The 19,532-nt window shown below is 62.7% G+C and carries 16 protein-coding genes and 1 pseudogene; 8 read left to right on the plus strand and 9 right to left on the minus strand.

What is annotated here, in order from left to right; translation table 11 throughout:
- Positions 1 to 56 precede the first annotated feature (56 nt).
- Positions 57 to 815: an SDR family oxidoreductase gene (locus AC3IYG_RS17810; RefSeq protein ID WP_489310660.1), complete on the plus strand. Its 759-nt coding sequence runs from the start codon at positions 57 to 59 to the stop codon at positions 813 to 815.
- A gap of 205 nt (positions 816 to 1,020) precedes the next feature.
- Here AC3IYG_RS17810 and AC3IYG_RS17815 read toward each other — a convergent pair whose 3' ends face one another.
- Both AC3IYG_RS17815 and AC3IYG_RS17820 read right to left on the minus strand, forming a co-directional pair.
- Positions 1,021 to 2,043: a DUF481 domain-containing protein gene (locus AC3IYG_RS17815; protein WP_489310662.1), complete on the minus strand. Its 1,023-nt coding sequence runs from the start codon at positions 2,041 to 2,043 to the stop codon at positions 1,021 to 1,023.
- 137 nt (positions 2,044 to 2,180) lie between these two features.
- Positions 2,181 to 3,197 carry a DUF481 domain-containing protein gene (locus AC3IYG_RS17820; RefSeq protein ID WP_489310664.1) on the minus strand — a complete coding sequence of 339 codons (1,017 nt, stop codon included), beginning with the start codon at positions 3,195 to 3,197 and terminating at the stop codon, positions 2,181 to 2,183.
- On the opposite strand from AC3IYG_RS17820, the gene AC3IYG_RS17825 reads away from it, so the two are divergent.
- The gene (locus tag AC3IYG_RS17825) at positions 3,196 to 3,588 is read left to right on the plus strand and encodes an MGMT family protein (RefSeq protein ID WP_489310666.1); all 393 of its coding nucleotides are present in this window, start codon (positions 3,196 to 3,198) and stop codon (positions 3,586 to 3,588) included. The genes AC3IYG_RS17820 and AC3IYG_RS17825 overlap by 2 nt on opposite strands.
- Before the next feature lie 70 nt (positions 3,589 to 3,658).
- Positions 3,659 to 5,218, plus strand: coding sequence for an AmpG family muropeptide MFS transporter (locus AC3IYG_RS17830; protein WP_489310668.1), 1,560 nt, complete (start codon positions 3,659 to 3,661; stop codon positions 5,216 to 5,218).
- A gap of 96 nt (positions 5,219 to 5,314) precedes the next feature.
- Here the strand turns inward: AC3IYG_RS17830 and AC3IYG_RS17835 are convergent, their stop codons facing one another.
- Positions 5,315 to 5,794 (minus strand): YajQ family cyclic di-GMP-binding protein, encoded by a 480-nt coding sequence (locus AC3IYG_RS17835; RefSeq protein WP_489310670.1) that lies wholly within the window; start codon positions 5,792 to 5,794, stop codon positions 5,315 to 5,317.
- 151 nt (positions 5,795 to 5,945) lie between these two features.
- On the opposite strand from AC3IYG_RS17835, the pseudogene AC3IYG_RS17840 reads away from it, so the two are divergent.
- The 4 genes and pseudogenes from AC3IYG_RS17840 to AC3IYG_RS17855 form a co-directional block, all read left to right on the plus strand.
- Positions 5,946 to 6,920: pseudogene (locus tag AC3IYG_RS17840) on the plus strand (GGDEF domain-containing response regulator); the annotation flags it as partial.
- 2 nt (positions 6,921 to 6,922) lie between these two features.
- Positions 6,923 to 7,834, plus strand: coding sequence for a putative 2-dehydropantoate 2-reductase (locus tag AC3IYG_RS17845; RefSeq protein WP_489310672.1), 912 nt, complete (start codon positions 6,923 to 6,925; stop codon positions 7,832 to 7,834).
- Between the two features lie 48 nt (positions 7,835 to 7,882).
- Positions 7,883 to 9,916, plus strand: a complete 2,034-nt coding sequence (locus AC3IYG_RS17850; RefSeq protein ID WP_489310674.1) for a sensor histidine kinase — start codon at positions 7,883 to 7,885, stop codon at positions 9,914 to 9,916.
- A 2-nt stretch (positions 9,917 to 9,918) separates the two neighbouring features.
- Entirely contained in the window at positions 9,919 to 10,497 is a 579-nt protein-coding gene (locus AC3IYG_RS17855; RefSeq protein ID WP_489310676.1) for a cob(I)yrinic acid a,c-diamide adenosyltransferase, read from the plus strand.
- Positions 10,498 to 10,531: 34 nt separating this feature from the next.
- Here AC3IYG_RS17855 and AC3IYG_RS17860 read toward each other — a convergent pair whose 3' ends face one another.
- The 4 genes from AC3IYG_RS17860 to secA form a co-directional block, all read right to left on the minus strand.
- Positions 10,532 to 11,479 (minus strand): Nudix family hydrolase, encoded by a 948-nt coding sequence (locus tag AC3IYG_RS17860; protein ID WP_489310678.1) that lies wholly within the window; start codon positions 11,477 to 11,479, stop codon positions 10,532 to 10,534.
- Entirely contained in the window at positions 11,476 to 12,108 is a 633-nt protein-coding gene (locus tag AC3IYG_RS17865) for a glutathione S-transferase family protein (protein ID WP_489310680.1), read from the minus strand. The genes AC3IYG_RS17860 and AC3IYG_RS17865 overlap by 4 nt, the downstream gene beginning before the upstream one ends.
- A gap of 202 nt (positions 12,109 to 12,310) precedes the next feature.
- A complete protein-coding gene (gene argJ, locus AC3IYG_RS17870) occupies positions 12,311 to 13,528 on the minus strand; it encodes a bifunctional glutamate N-acetyltransferase/amino-acid acetyltransferase ArgJ (protein ID WP_489310682.1) in 1,218 nt (405 codons plus the stop codon).
- A 117-nt stretch (positions 13,529 to 13,645) separates the two neighbouring features.
- A complete protein-coding gene (gene secA / locus AC3IYG_RS17875) occupies positions 13,646 to 16,384 on the minus strand; it encodes a preprotein translocase subunit SecA (protein WP_489310684.1) in 2,739 nt (912 codons plus the stop codon).
- Positions 16,385 to 16,771: 387 nt separating this feature from the next.
- Between secA and AC3IYG_RS17880 the strand changes: the two genes are divergently transcribed.
- Complete coding sequence (locus tag AC3IYG_RS17880) at positions 16,772 to 17,218, plus strand: DciA family protein (protein WP_489310686.1); 447 nt, start codon at positions 16,772 to 16,774, stop codon at positions 17,216 to 17,218.
- 104 nt (positions 17,219 to 17,322) lie between these two features.
- Here the strand turns inward: AC3IYG_RS17880 and lpxC are convergent, their stop codons facing one another.
- Entirely contained in the window at positions 17,323 to 18,234 is a 912-nt protein-coding gene (lpxC, locus tag AC3IYG_RS17885) for a UDP-3-O-acyl-N-acetylglucosamine deacetylase (protein ID WP_489310688.1), read from the minus strand.
- A gap of 112 nt (positions 18,235 to 18,346) precedes the next feature.
- Positions 18,347 to 19,528, minus strand: coding sequence for a cell division protein FtsZ (gene ftsZ, locus AC3IYG_RS17890; protein WP_489310690.1), 1,182 nt, complete (start codon positions 19,526 to 19,528; stop codon positions 18,347 to 18,349).
- Positions 19,529 to 19,532: the final 4 nt, after the last annotated feature.

The raw sequence follows: 19,532 nt of genomic DNA on the forward strand, positions 1-19,532 counted from the left end.
AGCATAGCGACTCGCAGCGCCAGCGGGGTAACACGACACACCTTTGGGGGATTGGCATGCAACTGAAAGACAAAGTCATCATCATCACCGGCGGCTGCCAGGGACTGGGCCGCGCAATGGGCGAGTACCTGGCAGCCAAAGGCGCCAAGCTGGCCCTGGTCGATCTCAATCAGGAAAAGCTCGACGAAGCCGTGGCCGCCTGCAAGGCCGCCGGTGGCGACGCGCGGGCCTACCTGTGCAACGTCGCCAATGAAGAGCAGGTAACGCACACCGTGGCGCAGATCGCCGAAGACTTCGGCGCCATCAATGGCCTGGTCAACAACGCCGGTATCCTGCGTGACGGCCTGACCATCCGAATCAAAGATGGCGAAATGACCAAGATGAGCCTGGCGCAGTGGCAGTCGGTGATCGACGTCAACCTGACCGGCGTATTCCTCTGCACCCGCGAAGTGGCGGCGAAGATGATCGAGCTGAAAAATGAAGGCGCGATCGTCAATATTTCCTCGATCTCCCGTGCCGGCAACGTCGGCCAGGCCAACTACTCCGCAGCCAAGGCTGGCGTAGCCGCCGACACCGTGGTCTGGGCCAAGGAACTGGCGCGTTACGGCATCCGTGTCGCCGGCGTGGCACCGGGCTTCATCGAAACCGAAATGACCCTCGGCATGAAGCCCGAAGCCCTGGAGAAGATGACCTCGGGCATCCCGCTCAAGCGCATGGGCAAGCCGACGGAGATCGCTCACTCGGTCGCCTATATCCTGGAAAACGACTACTACACCGGTCGCATCCTCGAACTGGACGGTGGCCTGCGTCTCTGATCGCCGCCGGCCCCATAAAAAACCCCGCAATCGCGGGGTTTTTTATGGGGCCGGCGCAGAGGCGCAGAACCTGTTCAAGGTCGTCGCGAGCGTAGGTCAGGCCAGGTGAAAACAGGCGCGGAAGCGGAGTTGACTGCAGTCAATGCGCATTTCGATCCTGTTGTCAACGCAGCATCACCAAGCGCAGTAGACACTGGATGGGTTCTTACCAGCCAACCCCGAAACCAACGCTATAACGCGTTTCGTCCAGCTCGCCGTCCTCGGCGCCGCTGACCAGGTTTTTCTCCGCCTTCACATTCAACGAGGCCCAATCCGTGACCTTGTAGCGCAGCCCGGCTTCGGCATCCAGCTCGTAATCGGTGTCGCCACCAATCGGCTTGCCGACTTCGCCACTGCTGAACAATTCGACGCTCTTGCCCACCAGGTAGCGGTTGTAATCCCACTTCAGGCCCAGTGAGTAGAAGTCACTGTTGCCGCCATCCTGGTACTCGTAGTCATTGCGGTTGACCAGGGTCGCCAGGGAGAAGGCACCCAGCTCATCGTCCCAGAACTGGTAACCGGGACCGGTACCGATGGTGCGCTGCTCGGAAACCTCTTCGACCTTGTCACGCTTGTAGCTCAGGCGGCCCTGCCAGAACCAATGTTCGTCGAGAAAGCGGTCGAGGGCGTATTCGGCATCCCAGTTGTCGGTGGTGACCACCTCGTTCTGGGTTTCGCGGTTATAGCCACCCTCGGCGTTGTGCCGCCAGCGGCCATGGCGCGCCTTGGTCTTGAAATCGACGTCGTAGTCGTCGGTGTCGGTCTCCGCACGTTTATAGTCGAGCCCGACATCGACATTACCCTTCCAGACGAGGTCCTCGACCAGCGGCTTGGGTTTCATGATCTGCTCGATGCTGGCCAGTTCCACGGTCTTCGGCGCGTCACCGTTGACCAGGGTGACTTTGCCGGGCTCGGCCGCTTGCAACGACTTGGCCCGCTCGCCGTTCACCTCATCCAGCTTGACCAGCATCTCGCGGTCGCTTTCCAGGGTCGCGATCTTTTTCCAGTCGAGCACGATGGCACCGCCGTAGTCGGTCTCCAGGACCAGCTTGCCACCATCGAAGAGTTTGATCGTGCCTGACAGCCGATCACCGTTTTTCAACCACACCGTATCGGCTAGCAAAGGCCCCGCAACGAGCGAGAGGGCAACGGACAACAGCGTTCTAGACAGCTTTCTTTTCGACAGCATAGGGATGGCGACTACTCCGGTTCGCGAAAGGCTGGGCATTATCCGTACGCCCATCGCCAGTGCAAGGACTGACCGGTAGCAGCCGGCAGAGTTCAACCGGACTGACCGACGCGCACGCTAGCCAGAACCGCCGGCCCTTACCAACCGACCCCGACACCCAGCAGGTAGCGCCTATCGGAACTGCTTATCCCGGCCACGCCACTGGTCTGATTCAATTCATAGAGCAGCGACAGGCGGGCCCAACTGTTGAGGCGATAACGCAAACCGAATTCGCTGTCGAGCGCGTAGTCGATCTCGCGGATCTGCGGGATCTGCAACTCCGCGTTGCTGTAAAACTCCAGCCGCGTACCCCAGAGCAGGCGTTTGTAATCCCACTCCAGCGAGTAGGTGTTGAATTCCAGATCCCCCTGGACAGTCTCGAAGTTGACCTGGTTGAACTTGCCGATCAGGTCGAAGCGCCCCAGTTCGTTGTCCCAGAAGCGATAGCCGGGGCCAGTGCCGAGCATGCGCTGGCGCTCGATGGTGTCGAACTCGTCGCGCTGCACCTCGATGCCCGCGCGCCAGAACCAGTGCTCGGTGAGAAAGCGGTCGAGGTCGTACTCATACTGCCAATTGTTGTCGGTTTGTTCGTCGTTCTGGGTTTCGCGCTCCAACTCGCCGGTCAGCACATGGCGCCAGCGGCCATGCTCGATGCGGGTATTGCCCTTGAGGTGCCACTCATCGGTTTCATCGTCATTACGCTGCACGTCCAGCTTGGCGTCCAGGTTGCCTTCCCAGACCCGGTCCTGCAGCAACGGTCGCGGTGGCACCAGACGGGTGATGCTGGCCAGCGGCACGGTCTCGCTGGTCGAGTTGAGCACCCGCACCATACCCTTGCCGGCGGCTTCCAGGCGCTTGCTATGCTCGCTGTCGAGGCCGGCCCGACGCAGCAGCAGGGGTTTGTCCGAACGCAGGGTGTCGATATCCTTCCAGTCGATCAGCACCTGACCGGCATACTTGGTTTGCAGCGCCAGCTTGCCGCCATCGAGCAGCAGGATTTCGCCACTCAGGCGATCGCCATTATTCAGCCAGACGCTGTCCGCCCAGGCCGACGTGGCCAGGCCCGACAAAGCGGTTAACAACACGATTCGTGACAGCAGGACGCGTAGCAGCATGATTGATCGACAGGCAAAGGGTGAGTTCGAAGCGGCAGAGCATGCCTGGGCTCCCGGACCGGCAGCAAGCGCCGAGGCACGGCGGGCGGCGCTGTACCTGACGCTGGCGCAGGTACCGGAAGGCAAAGTGGTCAGCTACGGTCAGTTGGCCGAACTGGCGGGGCTTGGCCGCGCCGCACGCTGGGTTGGACGCACCCTCAGCCAGCTGCCGCCGGACAGCACGCTGCCCTGGCATCGCGTGGTGGCCGCCGGCGGACGACTCAGCCTGCTTGCCGGCACCCTCTCTGGCGATGAACAGCGCGCTCGTTTACGCGCCGAAGGCGTGCGTATCCATAACGAACGGGTGGTTATGCAGCGCCATGGCTGGCGCCCGATGGAGCACAGCGGTTAGAGTGCGCGCGTTGTTTTGATAATCCCGTTTTGCAATCCCAGCCCGTATTCCCCAGGCAGATCTCAACCCAATGCCCCGTAAAACCTGGCGCGCCGCCCTCGCCGCCTACGCTAGCCCTGCCAGCCTGGCCTTGCTCCTGCTGGGGTTCGCTGCAGGCCTTCCTTATATGTTGGTGTTCTCCACCCTCTCGGTCTGGCTGCGCGAGGCCGGCGTGGCGCGTGAAACCATCGGTTTCGCCAGCCTGATCGGCCTGGCGTATGCCTTCAAATGGGTCTGGTCGCCGCTGCTCGACCAATGGCGCCTGCCGCTGCTGGGCAAGCTCGGCCGGCGGCGCTCCTGGCTGGTGCTCGCGCAGCTGCTGGTCGCCATCGGCTTGGCCGGCATGGCGCTGTGCGACCCGCAGCAACACCTGTCCTGGTTGATCGCCCTGGCGGTGCTGGTGGCGTTTGCCTCGGCCACCCAGGACATCGCCGTCGATGCCTACCGCCTGGAAATCGCCGACGACACCCGCCAGGCCGCACTGGCCGCCAGCTACATGGCCGGTTATCGGGTTGCCGCGCTGCTGGCGACCGCTGGCGCACTGTATTTCGCCGAGTGGTTCGGTTCCACCAATGAACAGTACAAGCACTCGGCCTGGGCTGGCACCTACCTCGCGTTCGCACTGCTGATGCTGCCGGGGCTGCTCACCAGCCTATGGATGCGCGAACCGGCGGTGCCGCTGCGTACCCAGCTGTCGGCCGCGCGCTATGGCTTCAGCCATCAGATGGCCTCGGTGCTGGTGTTGATCGTCTTGCTGGTCTCGGTACCGGCGATGTTCACCCAGCTGTACCGGACCAACTTCGAGAGTGTGCTGTTCCACGGCAGCAGCCTGCTCGACCTGTTGCTGGAAGACCGGGCCTTTCTGCGCGCCCTGCTCTACACCATCCTCACCGCGCTGTGCCTGTCGGCCATGGGCCGCCGTGGCCTGGCACCGGTACTGACACCGATCAACGACTTCATCCTGCGCTACCGCTGGCAAGCCTTGCTGCTGCTCGGCCTGATCGCCACTTATCGCCTGTCGGATACGGTGATGGGGGTGATGGCCAACGTCTTCTACATCGACCAGGGCTTCACCAAGGATCAAATCGCCAGCGTCAGCAAGCTGTTCGGCCTGATCATGACCCTGCTCGGTGCGGGCCTCGGTGGTTTGTTGATCGTGCGGTTCGGGATTTTCCCGATTCTGCTGATCGGCGGCGCGGCATCGGCGGCGACCAACCTGCTGTTCCTGATGCTCGCCGACATGGGCCCGCACCTGCAGATGCTGATCCTGACCATCTCCTGCGACAACTTCAGCGCCGGCCTGGCCACCGCGGCCTTCGTCGCCTACCTGTCGAGCCTGACCAACCTGAAGTTCTCCGCCACCCAGTACGCCCTGCTCAGCTCGATCATGCTGCTGCTGCCGCGGCTGATCGGTGGCTACTCCGGGGTGATGGTGGAGAAGTTCGGCTACAGCGACTTCTTCCTGATTACCGCCCTGCTCGGCGTCCCGACCTTGATCCTGATCGTCTGGCAATGGCGCCGCGACGGCCAACAGCCGAATGGCTCGACGCCCGCAGCCAGCAACGGACAGCCTTCTACCGAGCAGCCATGAAAAAGGCCGGCACATGCCGGCCATGCAAACAGACGCCACGTACACTGCAACGCCAGCCAGACGCGAAGGTTCTGGCCCATTGCTGGCGCCTGCGCTTCAGTCGCGGAAGTTGTTGTACTGCAGCGGCATGCCGAAATCCTTGGCGCGCAGGGCCGCAATCGCCTCTTGCAGGTCATCGCGCTTCTTGCCGGTGATGCGTACCTGCTCGCCCTGAATGGCGGCCTGGACCTTGAGTTTGCAGTCTTTGACATGCGCGACGAGCTTCTTCGCCAACTCCTTGTCGATGCCCTCGCGGAACGTCACTTCCTGCTTGACCACCTTGCCGGAGGCGTAGGCGTCCTTGGTTTCCATGCACTGGCTGGAGATATCGCGCTTGATCAGGTTGCCACGCAGGATCTCGAGCATCTGCTCGAGCATGAAATCGGCTTCGGCAGTCAGCGTGACAGTCTTGTCCTTGTGCTCCATGCTGCATTTACCACGCAGGTCGAAGCGCCGCTCCAACTCCTGGATGGCGTTTTTCACCCCATTGGTGAGTTCATGTTTGTCCAGTTCGGACACCACGTCGAACGAGGGCATGGGATTTCTCCAGATAGACGGCGCGACCCAGGTCACGTACGGAGCGCGCCATGCTTGTTGATGGTTAAAATGCGCAGCCATTATATAACCGCAGATACAATCACTGCCCGGCGATGTCTCGGGATCTTTATTCTTTGTGTTCTTTCCTGCGAGCCTGCCAATGCCCAACCCCCATCTCAGCATCCTGGTGGTGGACGACGCCAAGTTTTCCAGCGCCATGATCGGCCGCGCCCTCAGCCAGGCAGGCTATCTTGATGTGCGCTTCGCCAGCAGCGCCGTTGAAGCGCTCACGCTGCTGGAAGAACGCCCAGCCAGCGTATTGCTGGCTGACTGGCTGATGCCGGAAATCGACGGCCTGGAACTGACCGGACGCGTGCGCCAGCTCGACGAAATGGCCGACCACTACACTTACGTCATGCTGCTCACCGGCAAGGAAGGCGAGAACGTGCTGCACGAAGCCTTCGACCGCGGCGTCGATGACTTCATCAGCAAGGCAGCCATGAGCGAGCAACTGGTGCCGCGGGTCTACGCCGCCGACCGCCTGTGCAACACGCTGCAACGGCTGCTGCAGGAGAACCGCCTGCTGACGCAGAACATCGCCAGTCTGGAGCAGCGCAACCTGGTCGACCCCATAACCGGCCTGGGCAACCCGCGCTACCTGCAGCAGATGCTGGCGGACAGCCTGCGCCAGATCGAATCCCGCGGCGGCGCCGTGTGCTACCTGCTGATCGGCCTGCAGGATGCCCCGCAATTGCGGCAGCAATATGGCCACAGCTTCTATAACGAACTGCTGCATGGCGTCGCCCGCCGCCTGCAACAGCTGGTGCGGCCGCTGGATGTGCTGACGCGGCTGGACGACAACCACTTCGGCCTGCTCACCCTGCTCGAAGACCTGCAAGAATGCTCCCCGAGCAGCTTCAAGCGCCTGCACGAGGGCCTGAATCTGAAAGCCTTCAAGACCAGCGAAGGCTTCATCAGTCTCAAAGCCGGTATCAGCCTGGTTGGCATGGACGCCAAAGCGCTGCCGATCGAGCCGGACAGCCTGATCACGCACGCCACCACGCTACTGCCGGAGTCCTACGCCAGCGGCCGGGTGGCGGCATTACGCCTGCCGCTGCACAAGTAACCATGACCTGGCACGTACTGGGTGCCGGCAGCCTGGGCAGCCTATGGGCCGCTCGACTGGCCCGCGCCGGCCTGCCCGTGCGCTTGCTCCTGCGCGACCGCGCACGCCTGGCCGCCTACCGCGCAGCCGGCGGCCTGACGCTGGTGGAGCATGGCCAGAGCAGCCTCTACCCGATCGCCGCGCAAACCGCAGCGGACACCAGCCCGATCAGCCGACTGCTGTTGGCCTGCAAAGCCTACGACGCCGAGGCCGCGGTCGCCAGCCTGGCCCACCGCCTGACGGCAGATGCCGAACTGATCCTGCTGCAGAACGGCATGGGCAGCCAGGACGCCGTGGCTGCTTGCCTGCCGCGCACGCGCTGCATCCTCGCCTCCAGTACCGAGGGCGCGTTCCGTGACGGCGATTTCCGTGTGGTGTTCGCCGGCCACGGCCACACCTGGCTCGGCGACCCGCGCGACCCCACACCGCCGGCCTGGCTCGAACAGCTCGCCAGCACCGGCATACCGCACCAATGGACGCCGGACATCCTCACCCGCCTGTGGCGCAAGCTGGCGTTGAACTGCGCGATCAATCCGCTGACGGTTCTCTACGATTGCCGCAATGGCGGCCTGCTCGAACACCCGGCCGAAGTGGCGACCCTCTGCGCCGAACTGGGCGAGTTGTTGAGCCTCTGCGGCCAGCCGGCGGCGGCCGAGCAACTGGCGGAAGAAGTCGAGCGGGTGATCAAAGCCACCGCAGCCAACTACTCGTCGATGCACCAGGACGTCGCCCTGGGGCGGCGCACCGAAATCAGCTTCCTGCTCGGCTACGCCTGCGCCGTGGCAGAGCGGCATCAGCGCCAACTGCCACACCTGGCGGCTCTGCACAGGCGCCTGATCAGCCAGCTCAGCGCACGCGGATTGCCCACCCAGTAAAGCCCGCGTTACCCTGCCGCTCTTACTTTCGCCGCGATCAACCTGCCCATGACCCTGCGCAAGCGTCTTGAAAACCTCCCGGTTGGCCGCAAACTCCTGGTTGCACTGCTGGCCTTGCTGACTACCGTACTGCTGGTGGCCAATCTGGCCTTTATCAGTGCCGCCTACTGGATCTCGCAGGAGAACATGGCGCCGCAAGCCCTGCAGACCCTCGGCAGACTGTTCTCCAGCCCCTCCCTGAGCAATGAAGCGCTCAGCTCGCCGGCCGCCGCCGAGGCCATGCTGCAACGCTTGAACGGCTACACACCGCTGCGCGCGGCGGTCATTTACGACAGCAACGGCAAACGCCTGGCACAATTGGAACGCGGCGAGAAACTGCAGCTGCCGCACAGCCTCGAACAGCTGGACAGCTGGCGCTACGGCGAATTTCGCGCCAACCAACTGATCGCCCTGCCACAAAACGGCAAGCCGCCCGGCCATCTGCTGCTGGTCGCCTCCAGCGAATTACCCGGCGCCTTCTACACCGGCACCTTGACCGCCAGCCTGGTGATTCTCGCCTTCAGCGTGGTGTTCTGGAGCCTGGTGGCCCGGCAAATCCGGCGCCTGGTGACACGACCGATCCGCAAGCTGGAAGAGTTGTCGCGCCAAGTCACCCGCGAAGAGAACTACGCCCTGCGCGCCGTCCGCGGCAATCAGGACGAAATCGGCAGCCTGGCCGAGGCCGTCAACACCATGCTGTCGCGTATCGAAGCGCGCGAGCAGCAGCTCAAGCGTGCCCGCGACGACGCGCAAACAGCCTTCGACCAGGCGCAGCATCTGGCCGAGGAAACCCGCCACTCCAACCGCAGGCTGGAGCTGGAAGTGCAGGTACGCGGCAAGATCGAAAAGAAACTCACCGGCTTTCAGAACTACCTGAACAGCATCATCGACTCGATGCCCTCGGCACTGATCGCCCTCGACGAGCAGCTCTACGTCAGCCAATGGAACCAGGAAGCCAGCGCACTCTCGGGCACCCGCCTGGACGAGGCCCTGAACCAGCCGGTATTCCTTGCCTTCCCGCTCCTCAAGCCGTTCCTGCCACAGCTGAGAAACACCGCAGAACGGCACACCGTGGAGAAAATCGAGCGTGTGACCTGGCTCAAGGATGAGGTGCCACGGCATTACGCCCTGACTTTTTATCCGCTGATGGGCGGCGCCGGCCGGGGCGTGGTGATCCGCATCGACGACATCACCCAGCGCCTGTCACTGGAGGAGATGATGGTGCAATCCGAGAAAATGCTCTCGGTCGGCGGCCTGGCGGCCGGCATGGCCCATGAGATCAACAACCCACTGGGCGCCATCCTGCACAACGTGCAGAACATTCGCCGGCGCCTGTCGAGCGAACTGCCGAAAAACCTCGAACACGCCGAGGCCGTGGGCGTTTCACTGGAGACGGTCAATCGCTACCTGCAAGGCCGCGAAGTGCCGCAACTGCTCGATGGCATCCAGCAAGCCGGCTCGCGGGCGGCGAAAATCGTCACCCACATGCTCAGTTTCAGCCGCATGAGTAACCGTCAGCTCGCCCCCTGTCAGCTACCGGCGCTGATCGAACAGGCGGTGGAGATCGCCAGCAATAACTTCGACCTGACCGAAGGCTTTGACTTCAAGGGCCTGAGCATCCTGCGCGAGTTCGACCCACAGGTCGGCCCGGTGCCCGGTATCGGCAACGAACTGGAACAAGTGCTGCTCAACCTGCTGAAGAATGCCGCCCAGGCCATCCACCAACGCGAAGCCAAGCCCGGCGCGGCGCCACTGGAGCCCGGCCGCATCATCCTGCGCACGCGGCTGACACCGACCTGGGCGGAGATTCAGGTGGAAGACAACGGCATCGGCATGCCCGAACTGGTGCGCAAGCGCATCTTCGAGCCGTTCTTCACCACCAAGGAGATCGGCCAGGGCACGGGGCTGGGACTGTCGGTCTCCTACTTCATCATCACCAACAACCACAAAGGGCAGATGGAAGTGCACTCCACGCTGGGCCAGGGCACCTGTTTCACCCTGCGCCTGCCGCTGACCGCCGCCCAGGACCTCACAGGACTTTAAGCATGCGACTCTCGAAGATTTACACCCGCACCGGTGATAGCGGCGAAACCGGGCTGGCCGACGGCCGCCGGGTGCCGAAGGATCACCCACGGGTGGAGGCCATGGGCGAGGTGGATACGCTCAACAGCCAGTTGGGCCTGCTGCTGGCGGGCCTGGCCGAGCATGAAGCCATGTGGCCGGGCCTGAGCGAGCTGATCGAGGTCTTGGCGCCCTGCCAGCATCGTCTGTTCGACCTCGGCGGCGAACTGGCGATGCCGGTCTACCAGGCCCTGAATACGGCCGAGGTACAACGCCTGGAAACGGCCATCGATCATTGGAACGAGGAGCTGGGACCGCTGGAAAATTTCATCCTGCCGGGCGGCTCGCACCTGGTCGCCCAAGCCCATGTCTGCCGCAGCCTGGCGCGCAGCGCCGAGCGCCGCTGCCAACACCTGAATGCGCTGGAGCCGCTGACCGGCGTCGGCCTGGCGTACATCAACCGCCTGTCCGACCTGCTGTTCGTTGCCGCCCGGCTGATCGCCAAGCGCATGCAGATCAATGAAGTGCTCTGGCAGGCGGCCCCGAAACCGCAAACCCTGTGACGCGAATGACCCCGCAGGGTTATCCGCCGCAGGCTTATACGACCTGCGGCCAGAACGCGCGGATGCCCGCCACACCCTGGGCGCCGGCCTGCCAGGCGCGCTCGGTCTCTGCCGCACCGACACCACCGAGCAGATAGACCGGCTGATTGAAGCCGGCGATCAGCTCTGCAGCCTTGTCCCAGCCCAACGGCTGCGCCTCGGGGTGGGTCTGGGTGGCCTGCACGGGCGACAGGGTGACGAAATCCACCCCCATCTGCGCCGCCAGCGCCAACTCTTCGGCATCGTGGCAGGAGGCCGCCAGCCAGCGCGCCGCCGGGAACGGCCGGCCGCCGCTGACCAGCTTGCGCAGCTGGGTCGAGGTCAGGTGCCAGCCCGCCGCGGGAAAGTCGCCCAGCCATTCCAGCGGGCCCTTGAGCATCAACTGGGCACGGCCGGCACACAGGCCGACGGCATCCACCGCCAAATCGCGGTACTGCGGGTCGTACATGTTTGGCGCACGCAGCTGCACCAGGCGGATACCGCTTTCCAGAGCGGCTTTCAGGCCGCGCAACAGGGCTTGCGGCTCGAGATTCTCCGGGGTGATCAGGTAATGCTGCGGCAGACGCGCGGCAGCCACTATCGGCCGGTTCGCGGCGGGAAACTCGTAATCGACCAGCTGCTTGGCGCTGACCCAGGCCAGCGGCTGGCCCTCGGCGCCATGGGGTTCGCCCGTGAAGGCCGAGACTTCCCAGACATCCAGCAATACGTGCTTGTCCGCATAGTCGTGCTGCACCTGGATCAATGGCCGTGCAGCGCTGACCTGGATACCCAGCTCTTCGGCCAATTCGCGCTGCAGCGCCGCCGCCACCGACTCGCCCTCTTCCACCTTGCCGCCGGGAAACTCCCACAGGCCGCCCTGGTGCTTATCCGCCGGGCGCCGGGCCAGCAGGATGCGCCCCTCCGCGCCACGGATCACTGCTGCTGCCACATGAACTCGTTTCACGCCGCGCGTTCCTCAAGTGCTGCCTGGTACCAGCCCTTAAAGGCCGGCCACTGGTAAATGGTTTCTACATAGGCCGCCGCCTCTGCCGGCAGCGCTACCTGATAGCTGCGCAAGCGGGCGGCCACCGGGGCGAAAAAAGCATCGGCCAAACTGGCATGGCCAAACAGGAACGGACCGTCCTGACCGAACTCGGCGCGGCATCGCGCCCACAACGCGACGATGCGCTCGATGTCAGCCTGCACGTCGACCGGGATCTCGGCCAATACCTGAGCGCGCTTGAGATCCATCGGCATATGTGTGCGCAGTGCGACGAAACCACTGTGCATCTCCGCGCAGGCACTGCGTGCGACGGCCCGCGCATATTGCCCGCGCGGCCACAGATGCGCCTCGGGGAAGCGCTCGGCAAGGTATTCACTGATCGCCAGCGAGTCCCAGATCGAACCCTCTTCGGTCTTCAGCAAGGGCACTTTAGCGGTCGGCGAATGCTCGAGAATCCGCGCGCGGGTATCCGCCTGATTCAGCCGAATCAACAACTCGGTGTAGGGCGCACCCGTCAGCTCCAACGCCAGCGCCGCCCGCAGCGACCAGGAAGAATACGTCTTGTCGCCGATCAGCAGTGATAAAGCCATGCGCGCCACCTATTCTGAAGTTGATTGAACGAACTGCGACAATAGGCAGCGCCCGGGCTCAGGGCAAATTCCGATTATTCATGCGGGGATAAGCGCCTGGAATAACCGCCTGGCGGCAGGCACTTAAGCGCGCCACAGCGTGGCACAGAGAAAGCGCGGCGGCAGCAGGCAAACCGGGCTCGGCGCCTGCTGCCTTCGGCAATCAGGAACGGTATTCGGCGTTGATGCGCACGTACTCGTGGGACAGGTCGGTGGTCCAGATCGTCTCGCTGCACGTGCCGCGCCCCAGTTCGATGCGGATGCCGATCTCTTCTTCGGCCATCACCGCAGCCCCTTGCTCTTCGGTGTAGCTCGCTGCACGGCAACCACGGCTGGCGATACACACATCACCGAGAAACACGTCGATCTTGCTCACATCCAACTGCGCCACGCCGGCGCGACCGACGGCCGCGAGAATCCGCCCCCAGTTCGGGTCGGAGGCGAACAGCGCGGTCTTGATCAGCGGCGAGTGGGCCACGGCATAAGCAACGTCCAGGCACTCTTGATGGGTCGCACCGCCGTTGGCCTGCACGGTGACGAACTTGGTCGCGCCTTCGCCATCGCGCACGATGGCCTGGGCCAACTCCATGGATACCTCCAGCACCGCCTGCTTGAGCTCGGCGAACAATGCGCCACTGGCCTGGGTCACTTCCGGCAGTTGGGCTTGGCCGGTGGCGACCAGGATGCAGCAATCGTTGGTCGAGGTATCGCCGTCGATGGTGATGCGGTTGAAGGATTTGTTCGCCGCATCGCGCAGCAGGTCCTGCAGCACGCCCTGGGCGACCTTGGCGTCGGTGGCGATGTAGCCGAGCATGGTCGCCATGTTCGGCTTGATCATCCCGGCGCCTTTGCTGATGCCGGTCACCGTCACGGTCACGCCGTCATGCACGAACTGACGGCTGGCGCCCTTGGGCAGGGTGTCGGTGGTCATGATGCCAGTGGCCGCCGCCTCCCAGTTGTTCACGGCCAGATCCGCCAGGGCAGCTTCCAGGGCGCCCTCGATCTTCTCCACTGGCAGCGGCTCGCCGATCACCCCGGTGGAGAATGGCAGTACCGCACTCTCCGCCACACCCGCCAGCGTCGCCAACTTGGCGCAAGTGCGGGTCGCCGCCAGCAGGCCGGGCTCGCCCGTGCCGGCATTGGCATTGCCGGTATTGGTCAGCAGGTAACGCACTTCGCCGAGCACGCGCTTCTTGGCCAGGATCACCGGCGCCGCGCAAAACGCATTCAGGGTGAACACGCCCGCTACGCTTGAGCCTTCGGCGCAGCGCATGACCACCACATCCTTGCGCCCAGCGCGCTTGATGCCGGCAGAAGCGATGCCGAGTTCAAAACCGGAAACCGGGTGCAGGGTGGGCAGAGGGCCGAGACCGACAGGCATGGAGGGAGCTCCTTGGCAGAAACACTAGAATTGAAAACTGCGCCGCAGCGCAGATTGAGCCAAAAACGCCGCGAGCGGCTAAGCCGGTCGCGGCGTTGAGCCACAGACTAATCAGCCTTAGCTGATTTGCCCATGGCAATGTTTGTACTTCTTGCCCGAACCGCAGTAGCACAGCTCGTTGCGGCCGATTTTCTGCTCATTGCGCACGGGCGCAAAAGTGGCCACGGCCAATTCGCCTTCGGGCTCGGCCTGCTGCAGCGGTTCCAGGCCCGAGGCCTCGGCGTGCTGGAACTGCATACGCTGCGCCAGTTGCTCGGCTTCGTGGCGCAGACGCGCCTCTTCTTCGGCCGGATCTTCGCGCCGGACCTGAACGTGGGACAGCACGCGAATGGTGTCGCGCTTGATCGAGTCGAGCAATTCCTGGAACAGGGTGAAGGATTCGCGCTTGTACTCCTGCTTCGGGTTCTTCTGCGCATAGCCACGCAGGTGAATACCGTGACGCAGGTGATCCATGGTCGACAGGTGGTCTTTCCACAGGTCGTCCAGCACGCGCAGCAAAATCTGCTTCTCGAAGGTGCGCAGCGCCTCGGCGCTGGCCTGGTCTTCTTTCTCGCTGTAGGCCTCGAGCAGCGCGGCGAGGATCTTCTCGCGCAGCGGCTCTTCGTACAGATGGGCGTCGTCGTCGAGCCACTGCTGGATCGGCAGCTTGATGCTGAAATCGCTGAACAACGCAGCTTCCAGGGCCGGCACGTTCCACTGCTCCGGCAGCGATTGCGGCGGGATGTGCTGGCTGATGGTGTTATCCAGCACTTCCTGGCGGAAGTCGACGATGGTTTCGCCAATATCGGTGGCGGCCAGCAAGCTGTTGCGCATGTGATAGATCACTTTGCGCTGCTCGTTCGCCACGTCGTCGAATTCGAGCAGTTGCTTACGCATGTCGAAGTTGCGCCCTTCGACTTTGCGCTGAGCCTTCTCGATGGCGTTACTCACCATGCGGTGCTCGATCGCCTCGCCGGACTGCATGCCCAGGGCCTTCATGAAGTTCTTCACCCGGTCCGAGGCGAAGATGCGCATCAGATTGTCTTCCAGCGACAGATAGAAGCGGCTGGAGCCCGGGTCGCCTTGACGACCGGAGCGGCCACGCAGTTGGTTGTCGATACGGCGCGATTCATGCCGCTCGGAGGCGATCACATGCAGGCCACCGGACTCGATCACCATCTGGTGACGTTTGTGCCAATCGGCCTTGATCTGCGCGATCTGCTCGGGCGTCGCATCTTCCAGCGCCGCGACTTCGACTTCCCAGTTGCCGCCCAGGAGGATGTCGGTACCACGACCGGCCATGTTGGTGGCGATGGTCAGCCCGCCGGGCCGGCCGGCCTGGGCGATGATTTCAGCTTCCTTCTCGTGGAACTTGGCGTTGAGCACCTTGTGCTCGATACCTTCCTTGGTCAGCAGCTGGGACACGTACTCCGAGCTTTCGATCGAGGCCGTGCCCACCAGCACCGGACGCCCGACCGCCTGGCTTTCCTTGATATCGGCGACGATGGCGGCGTACTTCTCTTCCTGGGTCAGGTAAACCAGGTCGTTGAAGTCCTTACGGGCCAGCGGCTTGTTCGGCGGAATCACCACCACGGCCAGGCCGTAGATCTGGTGGAATTCGAACGCTTCGGTGTCGGCCGTACCGGTCATGCCGGACAGTTTGTTGTAGAGGCGGAAGTAGTTCTGGAAGGTGGTCGAGGCCAGCGTCTGGCTTTCGGCCTGGATGCTCAGACCTTCCTTGGCTTCGATGGCCTGGTGCAGGCCTTCGGACAGGCGACGGCCCGGCATGGTGCGGCCGGTGTGCTCATCGACCAGCAGGACCTGATCATTCTGCACGATGTATTCGACGTTGCGCTGGAACAGCTTGTGCGCGCGCAGGCCGGCATACACGTGGGTCAACAGACCGAGGTTGTGTGCGGAGTACAGGCTCTCGCCTTCGGCCAGCAGGCCGGCCTGGGTCAGCATGTCCTCGATGAACTGGTGACCCTGCTCGTTCAGCTCGACCTGGCGGGTTTTCTCATCGACCGAGTAATGGCCTTCCTGAGTGACGACGCCTTCTTCTTCCTCGATGTGCTGCTTGAGACGAGGAATCAGCAGGTTGACCTGCATGTAGAGCTTGGAGCTGTCTTCCGCCTGACCGGAAATGATCAGCGGCGTACGGGCTTCGTCGATCAGGATCGAGTCGACTTCGTCGATCACGGCGAAGTTCAGCTCGCGCTGGTACTTCTCTTCCAGACTGAACGCCATGTTGTCGCGCAGGTAGTCGAAACCGTATTCGTTGTTGGTGCCGTAGGTGATGTCGGCGGCGTAGGCGGCACGCTTCTCTTCCGGCGGCTGGAACGGGCTGACGATGCCGACGGAGAGGCCGAGGAATTCATACAGCGGGCGCATCCAGTTGGCATCGCGGCGGGCCAGGTAATCGTTGACCGTGACCACGTGCACGCCCTTGCCGGACAGCGCGTTCAGGTAGACCGCCAGCGTCGCCACCAGGGTCTTGCCTTCACCGGTGCGCATTTCGGCGATCTTGCCTTCGTGCAAGGTCGAGCCGCCGATCAGCTGCACATCGAAGTGACGCATGCCCATGACCCGCTTGCCGGCCTCACGGGCCACGGCGAAGGCTTCGGGCAGCAGCTGATCAAGGGTTTCGCCTTTGCCCAGACGGGCCTTGAACTCTTCGGTTTTGGCGCGCAACTGCTCATCCGAGAGCGCCAGCATCTGCTCCTCGAACGAATTAACGGCTTGCACCGTCTTGAGCATGCGCTTCACTTCGCGCTCGTTCTTGCTTCCAAAGAGCTTTTTCAACAAAGGCGCAAACATATCGGCAGGATCTTCCACACGTATGGATGGAGGGCGGCCCCGTGAGTCGCCCGCGCAGCCCTCATGGCTGCTTGCGAAGCGGGCATTCTACCCGGAAACGTTGATGAGGAAAGTAGCGTTGTTTCAGTGTGCCAGCACCTGTGGCGCCTGCAGCTTCGGCTGACCGTACAGTCAACTCCACGCACACGGAACAACGCTGACGCGCGCTGGAATGTGCATAGCCAAGCTGAACTTTCCCGTTGTACCTATATGGAGCCGCCGACCGCGAAATCAAGCCCTGCGCGTGTGCGCGCGAAAGCGTATCGCGCCGACAACGACCTGCATGAAAGGCTGAAGAGCGCGACCTTTCTGCTACCATGACAGCTCTGCAACCTCAGGCACTCCGTCATGGCTTTTCGCCCGTTACCGGCCCGAGCTCCCGCCGCGCTGCTGCGCGATGCCAAGCCCCTGCAAGCACTGTTCAAGCAGGCCCAGCGCCTCGGCAACCTGCAACGCCTGCTGGAAAGCCAACTGCAGCCGGCCGCCCGCGAGCATTGTCACGTGGCTTCGTGGCGCGAAGGCTGCCTGTTGTTGATCGTCACCGATGGCCATTGGGCCACGCGCCTGCGTTATCAGCAACGACGCCTGCAACGCCAGCTGCAGGCCTTCGACGAGTTCAGCAACCTGAACCGTATCCTGTTCAAGGTACAGCCACCGGTGGCCATCGCACAGCTCAAGGGCCATACCATGGAGCTGTCGCAGGACAGCGCCGACGGCATCCAGGAGATTGCCGAGGGCATTACCGACCCTGGCCTGCGCGCCGCCCTGGAACGGCTAGCCAAGCACGTTCGGTAGGCTGGGTTGAAGCACTAAGCCCACCTCTTCCGCGCTCAAACTCAAGGCAAAAAAAAGCCACCCGGAGGTGGCCTTCAAAAAAAGCAAAAGAGAGAGAGTGTTGCTTAACCGGCCGCAACCGGACGCATGTACGAGATCGGCGCGCTCTTCACGTCGTCGAAGGTCACCACTTCCCACGCATCGGTCTGCTCGATCAACGCGCGCAGTAGACGGTTGTTCAGTGCATGCCCCGACTTGAAGCCACGGAACTCGCCAATCAGACTGTTACCCAGCAGGTAGAGATCGCCAATGGCATCGAGGATCTTGTGTTTGACGAATTCGTCCTCGTAACGCAGGCCGTCTTCGTTAAGCACGCGAAACTCATCGACCACGATGGCGTTTTCCACGCTGCCGCCGAGCGCCAGGTTCTGCGAACGCAGGTGCTCGATGTCACTCATAAAACCGAAAGTCCGCGCACGGCTCACTTCTTTGACGAAGGAGGTGCTGGAGAAGTCCACCGTCGCACTCTGCGTGCGATTGCGGAAAACCGGATGGTCGAAATCGATCTCGAAACTCACCTTGAAACCGTCGAAGGGCACGAAAGTGGCGCGCTTGTCGCCCTCTTCCACTGTCACTTCACGCTTGATGCGGATGAATTTCTTGGCCGCTTCCTGCTCCTGCAGACCGGCGGATTGAATCAGGAATACAAAGGGCCCAGCACTGCCATCCATGATCGGCACTTCGGACGCGGAGAGCTCGACGTAGGCGTTATCGATGCCCAGGCCAGCCATGGCCGAAAGCAGGTGCTCCACGGTATCCACCTTCACATCACCATTAATCAACGTGGTCGACATGGTGGTTTCACCGACGTTTTCAGCCCGCGCGCATATTTCCACGACGGGGTCCAAGTCGGTACGACGAAACACGATTCCGGTATCCACCGGTGCCGGCTTCAGGGTCAGGTAAACCTTTTCCCCGGAATGCAGGCCGACGCCAGTGGCGCGGATGATGTTCTTCAGGGTGCGTTGTCTGATCATGGCTTTGGCCGCTATAGCACTAGTTGCGAATTGTTTTCAACAATGGCCGGCGATGATAGCAGAACCGGCCTTTGCTGAACACCAATCACCCCAATACTCCTGATACATTTCATCAATCAGCCTGGCGACGCAGGAAGGCTGGGATATCCAGATAGTCCAGGTCGTCGTGCGGATTCAGCTTGGCCGCAGTGGCCGCGCCGGCGTGAGCCTGATTGCGCATCACGGTCGGACGGTCCAGATCGCGGTAGTTGACCGAAGGCTGTTCCTGACGTGCGGCAGAGGCCGAAACGGCAGCCGGCTGCACGGTGTTGTCGATAACCTTGACCGGCTTCTCGATTTTCGCACCCAGGCCTGTTGCGACAACGGTCACGTGCAGCTCATCGCGCATGTCCGGGTCGATCACGGTGCCCACTTTCACAGTGGCGTGCTCGGAAGCGAACTGTTCGATGATGTTACCCACGTCGGAGTACTCACCCAGGGACAGGTCAGGACCGGCGGTGATGTTCACCAGGATGCCACGCGCGCCCTGCAGGTTCACATCTTCCAGCAGCGGGTTGCGGATAGCGGCTTCGGTCGCTTCACGGGCGCGGTTCGGGCCACTGGCGCAGCCAGTCCCCATCATCGCCATGCCCATTTCGCTCATCACGGTTTTCACGTCGGCGAAATCGACGTTGATCATGCCCGGACGCTTGATGATGTCGGAGATACCGCGCACGGCACCGGCCAATACATCATCGGCCTTGGCGAAGGCGGACAGCAGGCTGGCGTCTTTACCGAGGATGGTCAGCAGCTTCTCGTTGGGAATGGTGATCAACGAGTCGACGCTCAAGGACAGCGCGCGGATGCCTTCTTCGGCGATCAGCATGCGCTTGCGGCCTTCGAACGGGAACGGACGGGTCACCACGGCAACGGTGAGGATACCCATTTCCTTGGCCACTTCGGCGATGATCGGTGCCGCACCGGTACCGGTGCCGCCGCCCATGCCGGTGGTGATGAAGACCATGTCGCAGCCTTGCAACACTTCAGCGATACGCTCACGGTCTTCCAGCGCGGCTTGACGGCCGACTTCCGGGTTGGCGCCAGCGCCCAGGCCCTTGGTCACACCAGTGCCCAGTTGCAGAACGGTGCGCGCACCGACATTTTTCAATGCCTGTGCATCGGTGTTGGCGCAGATGAACTCGACGCCTTCGATGTTGTTTTTGGCCATGTGGTTGACGGCATTACCACCACCGCCACCCACGCCGATTACTTTGATGACTGCACTCTGCGGGATATTGTCTACGAGCTCGAACATGGTC

It is taken from the genome of Pseudomonas sp. KH_027 (assembly GCF_057838565.1).